This window comes from Dermacoccus sp. Tok2021, from assembly GCF_019895135.1.
Classification (GTDB): domain Bacteria; phylum Actinomycetota; class Actinomycetes; order Actinomycetales; family Dermatophilaceae; genus Dermacoccus; species Dermacoccus abyssi.
In genome coordinates, this window is record NZ_JAGTHU010000021.1 from 1 (window position 1) to 12,556 (window position 12,556).

Consider the following 12,556-nt stretch of genomic DNA (forward strand, 5'->3'; position numbering starts at 1 on the left):
CGCCCCACTTGCGGGGCGCCCCGACCGGCCGCAGGGGGGGCTGACGCCCCCCGCCCACCTTCCACAACGGCCCCGCGACCGGCTAGCCTGGTCGCGTGCCCTTCGAACTTGATGTGAACATGCCCAAGGAACTCGCACCCCTCGCCTGGCTCATCGGCCGCTGGGAAGGTGCCGGAGTCATCGGTTACCCCGGCCTGGAGTCGGCCAACTTCGGCCAGGAGGTCGTCGTCAGCCACGACGACCGCCCCTTCCTCGAGTGGCACTCGAAGATGTGGAAGCTCGACGACGAGGGCAACAAGGTCGAACCGATCGACACCGAGTTCGGCTACTGGCGGCCGCTGGCGAACAACGAGGTGGAGTTCATGGTGACCCATCCCTCCGGCATCGTCGAGATGTACTACGGCACCACGTCGCCCGCGAAGATCGAACTGCGCACCGACGGCGTCATCCGCTCGCCGCAGGCGCCGGAGTACAGCGCCGGCGCTCGTCTGCTCGGCTACGTCAACAGCAACCTCATGTGGGCCTACGACATCGCCCAGGGGGGCAACCCGCTGCAGAGCTACGCCTCGGCGGAGCTCAAGCGCGTCGAGTGAGCGTCTGATCCCAAGCTGTGCGCGGCAGATTTCGCCGCGCTGCGGTTCTGGCGCGAGCCGTCAGACGAGTTGGGCGAGAGCCACCGGCAGGAATCCGCACACGAGCACGCAGGCACTGCCTGCGGCCAGCTGTGCGCGCCGATGCGCCGACGTCGCGATCGTGACGGTCGTGCGAAGGCAGGCCCACGACAGAAGACCCGTGAGGGCACCCGCCGCGATCGCGACCACCGGGTCGAGGCCCGCAACGGCACCCACGGCACCCACGAGGCCACCGAGAATCGTCTGGCCCATCCCCATCTCCAGGCGTCGGGACGTCGCCCCGGCAATGCCGTCGATGAGGCAACCGAGCGCCGCCGCGACGCCGACGCTCACGAGCAGGCGGTGCGAGGTCACGTCGTCAGCGGCCGGCACGAGGTAGGAACCGGCGCCGAGTACACCGAGCCCGAGGGCGGTGCCGGCGAGTGACATCACGAGGCGCGGACGCCCGTCCTGGCGCATGAGCTGGTGCAGGAAACTCGCGATGAGTCCGAGCGAGACGACCGCGCCGGCCCAGCGGGTTCGATCACCTGCGTCGCCGGCCACCATCGTCGCCGTGAGGGCCACGGCCGTGAGGGCGAGGACGGTACTCGTACCGCGAGGGCTCGGCAGATTGACCAACCGGGGCCAGCCCCAAGCGAGCACGAGACCGAGCGCGAGGCTGACGAAGGCGACCCCTCCGACGGGCAGGGCGCTCGAGACCGCAACCGCGCCGCCGGCGAGGACACCGGCCAGGGCGCCCGAGGCCCGCAGCGACGGCGTGGGGGCTGTCAGTACGCTCACGCGCCCATCCTTCCACCCTCGCTCATCCCCCGGCGAACGGCGGGAGAAGTTCCACCGTGACGCCCTCGGCCACCACGGCGTCGTCGTCGAGACGCCGACCGTCGGCCAGGGCGCTGCAGCGCGCCAGGACGTCACCCATCGTCGGGTGCGCTGCGAGCGCCGCGCGGCGCACGTGTCCCACGGTGACAGGGTTCGCACCCGAGACGTCGAGGTCTTCGGTCTGCACACCGGCGGCCGCTTCGGCGCCGGCCCAGTAGCGAACTCGGACGCTCGTCGTGTCCACTCTTCGGCCCTTCCTTTCGGTGGCTTACCTGCACCAACCGTAGTCTTGACGCGTGGCGCACCTCCTCCTGCTGACGAACGCACGCGGTGCGAGCGTCGAGGTTCTGCCCGCGTTGGGGGCGCTCGCCCACCGGGTTCGCGTCATCGCCCCGGAGGCTTCGGCGGTTGCCACCCGCACCGACACCGACCTCGTCCTGCTCGACGCGCGCTCCGATCTGGTCGCCATGCGGGGCGTCTCCACGTCGCTCGAGAAGCTGCTGCCCGATCTGCCCGTCATCGGCGTGTTCACCGAGGGCGGCCTCGTGGCGCTGACCACGCAGTGGGCCGTCAGCGACGTTCTCGTCGACACCGCCGGGCCGGCCGAGGTGGACGCTCGCATCCGGCTCGCCCTCGCGCGCTCGGGCGCCGACGAGGAGCGCACGGCGCGCATCACCGCGGGTGAACTCGTCATCGACGAGGACGCCTACTGGGCACGCATCCGCGGCACTGCGCTCGATCTCACGTACAAGGAGTTCGAGTTGCTCAAACACCTCGCCGGCCACCCCGGCCGTGTGTTCACGCGCGATCAGCTCCTGCGGGAGGTGTGGGGCTACGACTACTTCGGTGGCACCCGCACCGTCGATGTCCACGTGCGGCGCCTGCGCGCGAAGCTCGGCCCCGAACATGACGCCCTCATCGGCACCGTGCGTAACGTCGGCTACCGCTTCGTCGAGCAACCGAGGCGCCCCGATGCCGCTCGTTAGGGTGGTTGCATGATCTTTCGCGTACGCCCCGCCGATCTTCCAGACGACTCCGCCGCGATCCTCGCCCTCGCCGCGAGCGCCGAGGCGGTCGACGGTGTCGGCGCGCTCAACGAGGAGTCGCGCCTGGCGATCCAGCGTGGCGCCGGCGACAGCGTGGTGCGCGTTGCCGAGGGCGACAGCGACGAAACGATCGTGGGCGTCCTCGTCGACGCCGAGGGCGACGGCGCCGCGTGCGATCTCGTGACGCACCCCGAGCATCGCCGCCGGGGCGTCGCCACGGCGCTGCTCGCTGCCGAAGGGGAGAACGTCGAGCGTTACGGCGTGTGGGCCCACGGCGACTTCGAGAGTGCGCGCGCCCTGGCCGAGGCGCTCGGTCTGGAACGCGTGCGCGACCTGTGGCAGATGAGCCGCGAGGTCAGCCCCGAGGAGACGTTCGACGTCGAGCTCCCCGGGGGGTTCGTCGCCCGTCCCTTCGACGGCAGTGACGACCAGGCCCGGGCCTGGCTCGACGCGAACGCGGCGGCCTTCGTCCACCACCCCGAGCAGGGCCGGATGACGATGGACGACCTGCGCGCGCGCATGGCCGAGGAGTGGTTCGAGCGCGAGGGGCTCATTCTCGTGTGGCACGAGCCGAGCGGCGAACTGGCCGCATCGCACTGGACGAAGCGTGAACCCGGCAGTGACACGGGCGAGGTGTACGTCGTCGCCGTCGCACCGGCCTACCAGGGCCGCGGGCTCGCCGGACCGCTGACGAACCTCGGGCTGGCCCACCTCGCCGGGCTCGGCGTCCACGAGGTCGAGCTCTACGTCGAGGGCGACAACGAGCCCGCCAAGGCCACCTACACACGTCGCGGATTCCACAAATCGGCTCAGGACGTCCTCTACGTTCACACCGGCGCCGAGAGCCTGTAACGATAGGGGCATGACTGCCTCGACCTCCGGTTCGAAGAACACCCCGAAGGCCTCCGCGAGCAAGCGCACGCCGGCCAAGAGCGGCTCCGGCAAGCAGACGCCAGCAAGTGCACGTACCGCCACTCCGGCCGGCGCCGACGCTACGCTGGATGCAGCAACGGGCACCGGCGAGGTGGCGCCACCCGCGCCGAACACCACGTCGTCGGCTGCCGTCGCCCGGTTCAAGCCCCGCGCCGCCGCACGCCCGCGGGCCGCCGAGAACGCTCCCCGCCCTGACGCCGAACGCGACAAGGCTCCGAACGACCTGCCGGGCGATCGCTTCCTCGACCGTGAGATGTCGTGGCTGCAGTTCAACGAGCGCGTCCTGCAGCTCTCCACCGACCCGAACGTGCCGCTGCTCGAGCGCGCCCGCTTCCTGTCGATCTTCTCGAGCAACCTCGACGAGTTCTTCATGGTGCGAGTCGCCGGCCTCAAGCGCCGCATCGCTGCTGGTCTCGCCGTGCGTTCGGCCTCCGGCCTCGAACCGCGCGAGCTCCTCGACGACCTCACCCGCGCCTCGCACGACCTCATGGATCTCCACGCGGGCGTCTTTCAGCGCCAGGTGCGCCCGGCGCTCGAGGACGAGGGCATCCAGCTGCTCAAGCCGACACAGCTGACGGAGGCCGACCGCGAGTACCTGCGCCGCTACTTCGAGTCGCAGGTCTTCCCCGTCCTCACGCCGCTCGCCGTCGACCCGGCGCACCCGTTCCCCTACATCTCGGGCCTGTCGGTCAACCTGGCCGTCCTGCTCATCGATCCGAAGACGGAGCGCGAGCACTTCGCCCGCGTCAAGGTGCCGCCGCTGCTGCCCCGCATGGTGAAGCTGCCTGCAGGGCCGAACGAGGACGCGCTCTACCACGCCCGCTTCGTCACGCTCGAGGACGTCATCGCCGAGCACCTCGACGTGCTCTTCCCCGGCATGGAGGTGCGAGAGCACTTCACCTTCCGCGTCACCCGCAACGAGGACCTCGAGGTGGAGGAGGACGACGCGGAGAACCTCCTCACGGCTCTCGAGAAGGAACTGACGCGTCGTCGTTTCGGTGCGGCTGTGCGCCTCGAGGTGGCCGACGACATGGACGCCCACGTCCTCGAACTGCTCACCCGCGAACTCGGCGTGAGCGACGACGAGGTCTTCCGCCTGCCCGAACCGCTCGACCTGCGTGGCCTCGGCGACATCGCCGATCTCGACCGCAGCGAGCTGCAGTGGCCGCGCTTCCTGCCGAAGACGCACCCGCTGCTCGCACCCGTCGAGCGCTCCGAAGCCCCCGACATCCTCGGCGCGATGCGCAGCAGCGACATCCTGCTGCACCACCCGTACGACTCGTTCTCGACGTCGGTGCAGGCGTTCGTCGAGCAGGCCGCCGCCGACCCGGACGTCCTCGCGATCAAGCAGACGCTCTACCGCACGAGCGGAAACTCCCCCATCATCACGGCGCTCATCGACGCCGCGCAGGCCGGCAAGCAGGTGCTCGCCGTCGTCGAGATCAAGGCCCGCTTCGACGAGGAGAACAACATCTCCTGGGCCCGCAAGCTCGAGCGCGCGGGCGTCCACGTCGTCTACGGCATGGTGGGGCTCAAGACGCACGCCAAGCTGTGCCTCGTCGTGCGTCACGAGGGCGACGGCATCCGCCGCTACTGCCACGTCGGCACCGGCAACTACAACCCGAAGACGGCGCGCCTGTACGAAGACCTGGGCCTGCTCACCACCGACCCGGACGTGGGCGAGGACATCGGACGCCTGTTCAACCAGCTCTCGGGCATGGCCCCGCGTGCCAAGTTCAAGCGCCTGCTCGTCGCCCCGCGCTCGGTTCGCAGCGGGCTGCTCGAACGCCTCGACGCTTGCATCGAGGCCGCCAAGTCCGGCAAGAAGGCCACCGTCTCGATCAAGGTGAACTCGATCGTGGACGAGCAGATCATCGACGCCTGTTACCGCGCCTCGCAGGCCGGCGTGAAGGTGAACGTGCTCGTACGCGGCATCTGCGCCCTGCGCCCCGGTGTGCCGGGTCTCAGCGAGAACATCGAGGTCCGCTCGATTCTCGGTCGCTTCCTCGAGCACAGCCGCGTCTTCATCTTCGAGATCGAGGGCAAGGAGCCGACGGTCTACATCGGCAGCGCCGACATGATGCACCGCAACCTCGACCGGCGCGTGGAGGCTCTCGTCGGGCTCACGGACGAGCGCCAGGTCTCAACGCTCGTGGACCTCGTCGCCGCCGGCATGAGCGACGAGACGTCGTCGTGGCGTCTCGACGCCGAGGGCCGCTGGCACCGTGAGAATCTCCTCGCCGACGGCGAGCCGAAGCACGACTACCAAGCCGACCTCATCGAGGCCTACTCCAAGCGTCGCCGCAAGGGCCGCCGCCGGTGAGCCCGGCGAACCGGGTGAACCACGCCCGGCGCGGCAACCCCCAGGTCGTTCCTGCCGCCGGCGCGCTCGTGTGGCGCCGCCGTCAGGGACGCCTCGAGGTGGCGCTCGTCCACCGCGCCCGCTACGACGACTGGTCCTGGCCCAAGGGCAAACTCGACCCCGGCGAGACGTTCGCCGAGGCGGCTGTGCGCGAGGTGCTCGAGGAGACGGGTCTGGCCGTCCGTCTCGGCATTCCGCTGCCCGAACTCGTCTACGGCCTCGCCAACGGCAGCACCAAGGTGGTGCGCTACTGGGCGGCCGAGGTCGTCGGCGGCAGTGGCGCGCTCGACCACGAGGTCGACGAGGTCCGCTGGCTCACCGTTGAGAATGCCCGGCGCAAGCTGAGCTACTCGCGGGATCACCTGCCACTCGACGCGCTCGTCGAAGCGGAGCTCACCGGGCGCCTCGAGACGTGGCCGTTGCTGCTCGTACGTCACTCTCACGCTCAAGCCCGCTCTGCCTACCGCGGTTCCGACGACGCTCGACGCCCCCTGAGTGATCGCGGCAAGCAGCGCGCGAAGGCCCTCGTGCCGGTCCTCGGTGCGTGGACGCCCGAGCGCGTCGTCTCGTCGTCGTCGGCCCGCTGCGTCCAGACGGTCAAGCCGTTCACGAACGCCACGGGCACGCCGCTTCGCACGAAGGCCGCGTTGTCCGAGGAGACCTTCGAGGTCTCCCCCGCCAAGGCCGGGCGACAGCTCGTCAAGGCGTTCGAACGCGGTCTACCGGTCGCGTTGTGCACCCACCGCCCACTCCTGCCGGCGCTCGTCGCAACGCTGTCCGAGCACGCTCCGAAGGGATCTCCGGCCCGTCGCCTGCTCGGTCGCATCAAGGCCAACGGCATGGACAAGGGCGAGGTTCTCGTGTGTCAGATGCTGGGCTCGGGAGCGAACGCTCAGGTGATCTCGGTCGAGCGGTTGCGCACGCCTGTGCTCGAACGCTGACGCGCCCTCACCGACGCGGCCAACCGCCGGTCGGAAACGGATGTGATGCACATCTCATTCGGGCGGCGTCACGTTCACGCTCCGTTCACCGAAGCAGGGTCATCCGGTCACTCTCGACGCCTATGTTCCATCACGTCCAGGCGCATGCCCGGAATCCAGTTTTCGAGAGGTACACCCACCGTGAAGATCACGAGCATTGCCCGCATCTCCAGTGTCGCGCTCGCGAGCGCCCTCGCCCTGAGCGCCTGTGGCAGCGAGACGTCCGGTTCCGACAACTCGTCCTCCAAGTCCGGCGGCGGCTCCTCGAGCGAGTGCGGAACGAAGGCCCTCAAGGCCGAGGGTTCCACCGCCCAGGACAACGCCATTCAGGAAGCCATCAACTCCTACGGTGAGAACTGCTCCGACGCCACCGTCACGTACAACGGCACCGGTTCCGGTAACGGCATCAAGCAGTTCATCGCCAAGCAGGTCGACTTCGCCGGCTCCGACTCCGCGCTCAAGACGAAGCCGAAGGACGGCAAGATCGAGGTCGACGAGGCCAAGAAGGCTTGCGCTTCCGATGCCTGGAACATCCCGATGGTGACGGGCCCGATCGCGGTGTCCTACAACCTCAAGGACGTCAAGGACCCGATCACCCTGACGCCCGCCGTCCTCGCCGACATCTTCAACGGCAAGATCACGAAGTGGAACGACCCGGCGATCGCCAAGATCAACTCCGGCGTCAAGCTCCCGGCCAAGGACATCAAGGTCTTCTTCCGCTCCGACGAGTCGGGCACGACGGAGAACTTCACGAAGTACCTGAACGGCGCCGCGAAGGACAAGTGGACGGCCGAGCCGGCCAAGAAGTGGACCGGCAAGGGTGAGGGCAAGGCCAAGACGGCCGGTGTCGCCTCCGCCGTGAAGTCCACCGACGGTGGCATCACCTACGCCGAGTGGTCGGCTGCGCAGGACAACGGCCTCCAGGTCGCCAAGATCGACAACGGCGCCGGCGCCGTCGAGCTCACGGGTGAGTCGGCCGGCAAGGCCGTCGAGGCAGCCAAGATCGACGGCAAGGGCAACGACCTGCGCCTCAAGCTCGACTACACGACGAAGGAGAAGGGCACCTACCCGATCGTCCTCGTCACGTACGAAATCGTCTGCTCGAAGTACTCGGACGCCGAGAAGGGCAAGTCGGTCAAGGCGTTCCTCAACCACTTCGCGAGCGAGGACGTGCAGAAGGGCCTCGAGGAGCAGGGTTACGCCCCGCTGCCGACCTCCGTCCAGGAGAAGGTCAAGACGGCCGTCAACGCCATCAAGTGATGCTCGACGCCTGACGGGGTGCTCGGGGCGAACTCGCCCCGAGCACCCTGCGGCACGTCCGGGGAAACGGATCGACTGCCGATGTGGGTGTCCTCTTCGATCCATCGACCAGAACGAGCAAAGGGGCAGGAAAGCTCATGAGTTCAATCACCGGCGTCTCGGCGGCCGACACGCCCGTCCCTGACGACGACCCGCACGAGGGCGGGCCCGAAGACCGCACGCCCGCCGGCGACGGCGCCTCGACGGGGCGCCTCGGCGACAAGATCTTCTCCGCCCTCGCCTCCGGCGCGGGAATCCTCGTCGTCGCACTCGTCACCCTCGTCGGCGCCTTCCTCGTCATCCAGGCGATTCCGGCGCTGGCGGACAACGACTCGAACTTCCTGCTCTCGCAGGACTGGGACGTCGACTCCTCGCCGCTGCACTTCGGTATCGCACGTCTGCTGTGGGTCACCGTCGCGACCTCGCTGGTGGCCATGGCCATCGCCGTGCCGTTCGCGGTGTGCATCGCGCTGTTCCTCACGCAGTACGCCCCCTCCTGGCTCGCCAAGCCCGGCGCGGCCTTGATCGACCTGCTCGCCGCCGTCCCCTCGATCGTGTACGGCCTCTGGGGTCTGTTCACGGTCGGCCCGCTCTTCCAGCCGGTCCAGGACGTGATCACCTCCGTTCTCGGCTGGTTCCCGCTCTTCAGCGAGACGCAGACCAGCGCGGGCAGCACGATCTTCTTCGTCAGCGTGATCCTCGCCATCATGATCCTGCCGATCATCACGGCCCTCTCGCGCGAGGTCTTCGCGCAGACGCCGCAGGCGCACAAGGACGCCGCGACGGCTCTGGGCGCCACGAAGTGGGAGGTCATCCGCACCGCGGTGCTCCCCTTCGGCAAGCCCGGCATCATCTCCGCGTCGATGCTCGGTCTCGGCCGCGCGCTCGGCGAGACCGTGGCCGTCATGATGATCGTGTCGGCTCTGGCTCCGAATGCGGACTGGAACTGGTCGCTGTTCACCGGCGGTGAGACCTTCGCCTCGAAGATCGCCAACAACGCCGGCGAGTTCGACAACCCGACGAAGACCGGCGCCTACATCGCCGCCGGTCTCGTGCTGTTCATCCTGACGTTCGTCGTCAACTCGCTCGCCCGCATCGTCATCGAACGCAGGAAGGCCTTCTCCGAATGAGCACGGCAGTTGTGGACCAGGCCTCCGGGAGCCTGGGCAAGAAGGGTCAGTCCGGTGGCCGCGCAACGAAGAACGCCATCGCCAGGGTCGTGATGTGGGCGGCGTTCCTCATCGCGCTCGTCCCGCTCGTGTGGATCATGTGGACCGTCATCTCCAAGGGCGGCCGCCTGCTGCTCGACGCGGGCTGGTGGACCGAGAGCCAGCGCGGCGTCGGCCGACGCGAACAGGCCGGCGGAGCGGCTCACGCCATCCAGGGCACGCTCATCCAGGCCTTCGTCACGGCCCTCATCGCCGTTCCGATCGGTGTTCTCACGGCCGTCTACCTCGTCGAGTACGGCCGCGGCCGCCTCGCGAAGGCCGTCAGTTTCATGGTGGACATCCTCACCGGTATCCCCTCGATCGTGGCCGCGCTGTTCATCTACGCGCTGTGGGTGACGACGTTCGGGTTCACCCGCATTCCGTTCGCGGTGTGTCTCGCGCTCGTCCTGCTCATGATCCCCGTGGTCGTGCGCTCGACGGAGGAGATGCTCAAGCTCGTGCCGAACGAGCTGCGCGAGGCGTCGTACGCGCTCGGTGTGCCGAAGTGGAAGACGATCATGAAGGTCGTTCTTCCGACGGCTTTCTCCGGCATCGTCACCGGTGTCCTGCTGGGCCTTGCCCGCGTCATGGGTGAGACCGCGCCACTCCTCGTCCTCGGCCCCTACTTCCGCGGTCTGTCGCCGAATCTCTTCGACGGTCTCATGGCAACGCTGCCGACGATGATCAACGAGGGTCGCGACAACATGTCCGTTCCGGCAACCAACGAGCGCGTCTGGGCTGCCGCGTGCACCCTCATCCTCCTCGTTCTCATCCTCAACCTGCTGGGCCGCCTCGTGGGCCGCCTGAGCAAGGTCAAGAACTGACATCCGCATCGACGGATACGACTTCGAAGGAAACTGAGTCACATGAGCAAGCGGATCGACGTTCAGAATCTCAACGTCTTCTATGGCGACTTCCTCGCCGTCAAGGACGCGTCCATGACCATCGAGCCCCGTTCGGTCACGGCTTTCATCGGCCCGTCCGGCTGCGGCAAGTCGACCTTCCTGCGCACCCTCAACCGCATGCACGAGGTCATCCCGGGCGGGCGCGTGGAGGGCAAGGTGCTCCTCGACAACGAGGACCTCTACGGCCCCGGTGTCGACCCGGTGGCCGTGCGCCGCACGGTCGGCATGGTGTTCCAGCGCCCCAACCCGTTCCCGACGATGTCCATCGGCGACAACGTCGTTGCGGGCCTTCGCCTCAACGGCGTCAAGGACAAGAACGTGCTGCAGGAGAAGATGGAGGAGTCGCTGCGCGGAGCCAACCTCTGGAACGAGGTCAAGGACCGTCTCGACAAGCCGGGTGCCGGCCTCTCCGGTGGTCAGCAGCAGCGTCTGTGCATTGCCCGCGCGATCGCCGTCTCCCCCGACGTTCTCCTCATGGACGAGCCGTGCTCGGCGCTCGACCCCATCTCGACCCTCGCCATCGAGGATCTGATGAACGAGCTCAAGAGCGAGTACACCATCGTCATCGTCACGCACAACATGCAGCAGGCCGCTCGTGTGGCCGACCGCACCGCGTTCTTCAACCTCGAGGCGACCGGCAAGCCGGGCATGCTCGTCGAGATGAACGACACGCAGAAGATGTTCTCGAACCCGGATCAGCGGGCGACGGAGGACTACATCTCGGGCCGCTTCGGCTGAGCGAAGGTCGTGTCGACGAAGAACGGAGCCCGGGGTACCACCGCAGCGAAGCGAGGATGGTGCCCCGGGCTCCGGGCGTACGGAGACGCGCATCGAAGCGGCGTGAGGATCGGAGCGCAGCGTAGCGAGCACCGGACCGGAGCGCCGCACCGAGCTCAGCCAAGAAAGAATCGCTGAGCGAGGTTCACTACCTCTGGCTTCGGCAAGGCACTCCGACACTGCGCGTGTCGGAGGCCTTCGTCCTTCTCGAACAGCGTCCGCCTGCAGCCGTACCCGCGTCTCACCCCAACCGGTGAAGCAACCTAGCTGGACAAACGTCCACAAGCGTGATGATCATTACACGGATATCCGGGGCCTCTTCGCCTGTCGTTCACCACGACGTCATGCACACTTGGGGGCGTGGCGAATGAAGCAATCGCGCTCGGGGGAACGTCGCGCAAGAAGATCCTCAAGCGACGCAAGAAGCAGGTCATCGAGCGAGGGGCCGAGCCGACCCCCGACGAGATCGTGTTCTCCGACACCCCCGGCATCATCGACGACGGCAACTTCAGCTTCGGCGTGTGTCACGTCTGCGAGTGGCGCGGCAAGGGACGACGGGCCCGCGAGAAAGCGCGTAGGGACGCCGCCGAGCACTACCTGCTCGAGCACTGAGGCCCATGGTTCCGTCCCCATGAAAACGCTCACCCCGCAGCAGCGAGGTGAGCGTTCCGACGTGAAGCGCGCTGGGCCGGGAGCGCCTCTCGGCACGTGGCCGCTCGTGGCGGCTGAATTTGGGACCCGGGGCTACCGCGGCCCAGCGCACGTTCAAGCCTAACGACTGAGTGCGGCGATTTCATTCCCCGAACGGGTGGCATGTGCCACGACCTTGGGACCGCCCCTACCGCCGGCGTCATCGCTGGGCAGGGTTTCCTGCATTCGGGCCGAGGGAGACACTGCCCGAGCGCAGGAAAGTCTGCCCAACGTCGTCGAGCAGGCGCTCCACATCAGTCGAGCGATCCGATGCGCCAAGCGGCGGCGCACTTCGTCAGGTCACGAGCCGTGTCACCGAGGAGCGCAGCGCTACGCGCCTCACCGTCGGCTCGAGCGTCGTCGTGTCCGTCGTGACGCTCCGCGCGCTCGGCCCGTCCGCTCGCGACGACGCGGCAGAACGCGGCAGCCCGCTCGAGCGCGACGGCGAAGTCACCCGTGAACGCGCCCTCGAGAATGCGGTCGACGAGGTGCTCGATCTCCTTCGGGCCGTACGGGTCGGCCGAACCGGCGACCGCGTGCGAAACCTGCGCGTGCCGGATTCCAGCCGTGTAGTCCGCCGACGCCTCGACCGACGCCCGCCGCACCCACTCGCGCAGCGTGTAGAGGCGCCACATCGCGCCCGGGAGGGACACTGCGGGACGCCCCGACCACAGCTGCGCGAGCGTCGACAGGCCGATCTCGTCGGTGAGCGCGATGAGTCGACGCGTCACCTCGGGGTCGGAGTTGGTGCGCCCCGCGCCCACGAGCACGGCCGCGCTCTCGTGCGCCACCGCCGTCACGTCCGCCGGGTCGGGTGCGCCGGCGAACGACTGGAAGTCACGATCGGTGAAGAACAGCGGCTTGTGGTGGGCGCGAGCCAAGAGCGGGTTTCCCTTCGTCAGGTC

General features: G+C 68.2%; 13 protein-coding genes. 10 read left to right on the forward strand and 3 right to left on the reverse strand.

The genetic code is table 11. The features are described 5' to 3' along the window. Positions 1-95: 95 nt before the first annotated feature. Entirely contained in the window at positions 96-593 is a 498-nt protein-coding gene (locus K9D12_RS11780) for an FABP family protein (RefSeq protein ID WP_129665546.1), read from the forward strand. Between the two features lie 60 nt (positions 594-653). On the opposite strand, the gene K9D12_RS11785 is transcribed toward K9D12_RS11780, so the two are convergent. Together K9D12_RS11785 and K9D12_RS11790 are read right to left on the reverse strand one after the other, a co-directional pair. After that, on the reverse strand, positions 654-1,412 hold the full coding sequence (locus tag K9D12_RS11785) for a hypothetical protein (RefSeq protein WP_047312343.1): 759 nt from the start codon (positions 1,410-1,412) through the stop codon (positions 654-656). A gap of 22 nt (positions 1,413-1,434) precedes the next feature. Next, entirely contained in the window at positions 1,435-1,695 is a 261-nt protein-coding gene (locus tag K9D12_RS11790) for a MoaD/ThiS family protein (RefSeq protein WP_047312344.1), read from the reverse strand. A gap of 52 nt (positions 1,696-1,747) precedes the next feature. Between K9D12_RS11790 and K9D12_RS11795 the strand changes: the two genes are divergently transcribed. The 9 genes from K9D12_RS11795 (at position 1,748) to K9D12_RS11835 (ending at position 11,573) form a co-directional block, all read left to right on the forward strand. Further along, positions 1,748-2,437: a response regulator transcription factor gene (locus K9D12_RS11795; RefSeq protein ID WP_223060319.1), complete on the forward strand. Its 690-nt coding sequence runs from the start codon at positions 1,748-1,750 to the stop codon at positions 2,435-2,437. A 9-nt stretch (positions 2,438-2,446) separates the two neighbouring features. Further along, on the forward strand, positions 2,447-3,349 hold the full coding sequence (mshD, locus tag K9D12_RS11800; protein WP_223060320.1) for a mycothiol synthase: 903 nt from the start codon (positions 2,447-2,449) through the stop codon (positions 3,347-3,349). Between the two features lie 10 nt (positions 3,350-3,359). Then, positions 3,360-5,753 carry an RNA degradosome polyphosphate kinase gene (locus tag K9D12_RS11805; protein WP_225911226.1) on the forward strand — a complete coding sequence of 798 codons (2,394 nt, stop codon included), beginning with the start codon at positions 3,360-3,362 and terminating at the stop codon, positions 5,751-5,753. Continuing rightward, entirely contained in the window at positions 5,750-6,733 is a 984-nt protein-coding gene (locus tag K9D12_RS11810) for an NUDIX hydrolase (RefSeq protein ID WP_240730201.1), read from the forward strand. The genes K9D12_RS11805 and K9D12_RS11810 overlap by 4 nt, the downstream gene beginning before the upstream one ends. A gap of 180 nt (positions 6,734-6,913) precedes the next feature. Continuing rightward, complete coding sequence (gene pstS / locus K9D12_RS11815; protein WP_187037392.1) at positions 6,914-8,032, forward strand: phosphate ABC transporter substrate-binding protein PstS; 1,119 nt, start codon at positions 6,914-6,916, stop codon at positions 8,030-8,032. A gap of 137 nt (positions 8,033-8,169) precedes the next feature. Next, positions 8,170-9,201: a phosphate ABC transporter permease subunit PstC gene (gene pstC / locus K9D12_RS11820; RefSeq protein ID WP_187037390.1), complete on the forward strand. Its 1,032-nt coding sequence runs from the start codon at positions 8,170-8,172 to the stop codon at positions 9,199-9,201. Next, positions 9,198-10,103 (forward strand): phosphate ABC transporter permease PstA, encoded by a 906-nt coding sequence (gene pstA, locus K9D12_RS11825; protein ID WP_129665532.1) that lies wholly within the window; start codon positions 9,198-9,200, stop codon positions 10,101-10,103. Before pstC ends, pstA begins: the two co-directional genes overlap by 4 nt. 42 nt (positions 10,104-10,145) lie before the next feature. After that, positions 10,146-10,922, forward strand: a complete 777-nt coding sequence (gene pstB / locus K9D12_RS11830) for a phosphate ABC transporter ATP-binding protein PstB (RefSeq protein ID WP_223060321.1) — start codon at positions 10,146-10,148, stop codon at positions 10,920-10,922. A 399-nt stretch (positions 10,923-11,321) separates the two neighbouring features. Then, positions 11,322-11,573: a hypothetical protein gene (locus K9D12_RS11835; RefSeq protein WP_047312352.1), complete on the forward strand. Its 252-nt coding sequence runs from the start codon at positions 11,322-11,324 to the stop codon at positions 11,571-11,573. A 332-nt stretch (positions 11,574-11,905) separates the two neighbouring features. On the opposite strand, the gene K9D12_RS11840 is transcribed toward K9D12_RS11835, so the two are convergent. Continuing rightward, positions 11,906-12,532, reverse strand: coding sequence for a hypothetical protein (locus K9D12_RS11840; protein ID WP_129665528.1), 627 nt, complete (start codon positions 12,530-12,532; stop codon positions 11,906-11,908). Between the last annotated feature and the right edge of the window lie 24 nt (positions 12,533-12,556).

Coding starts and splice junctions, on each gene's coding strand:
- pstA (WP_129665532.1), top strand. CDS start 9,198: ATGAGCACGGCAGTTGTGGACCAGGCCTCCGGGAGCCTGGGCAAGAAG.
- pstB (WP_223060321.1), top strand. CDS start 10,146: ATGAGCAAGCGGATCGACGTTCAGAATCTCAACGTCTTCTATGGCGAC.
- pstC (WP_187037390.1), top strand. CDS start 8,170: ATGAGTTCAATCACCGGCGTCTCGGCGGCCGACACGCCCGTCCCTGAC.
- K9D12_RS11805 (WP_225911226.1), top strand. CDS start 3,360: ATGACTGCCTCGACCTCCGGTTCGAAGAACACCCCGAAGGCCTCCGCG.
- mshD (WP_223060320.1), top strand. CDS start 2,447: ATGATCTTTCGCGTACGCCCCGCCGATCTTCCAGACGACTCCGCCGCG.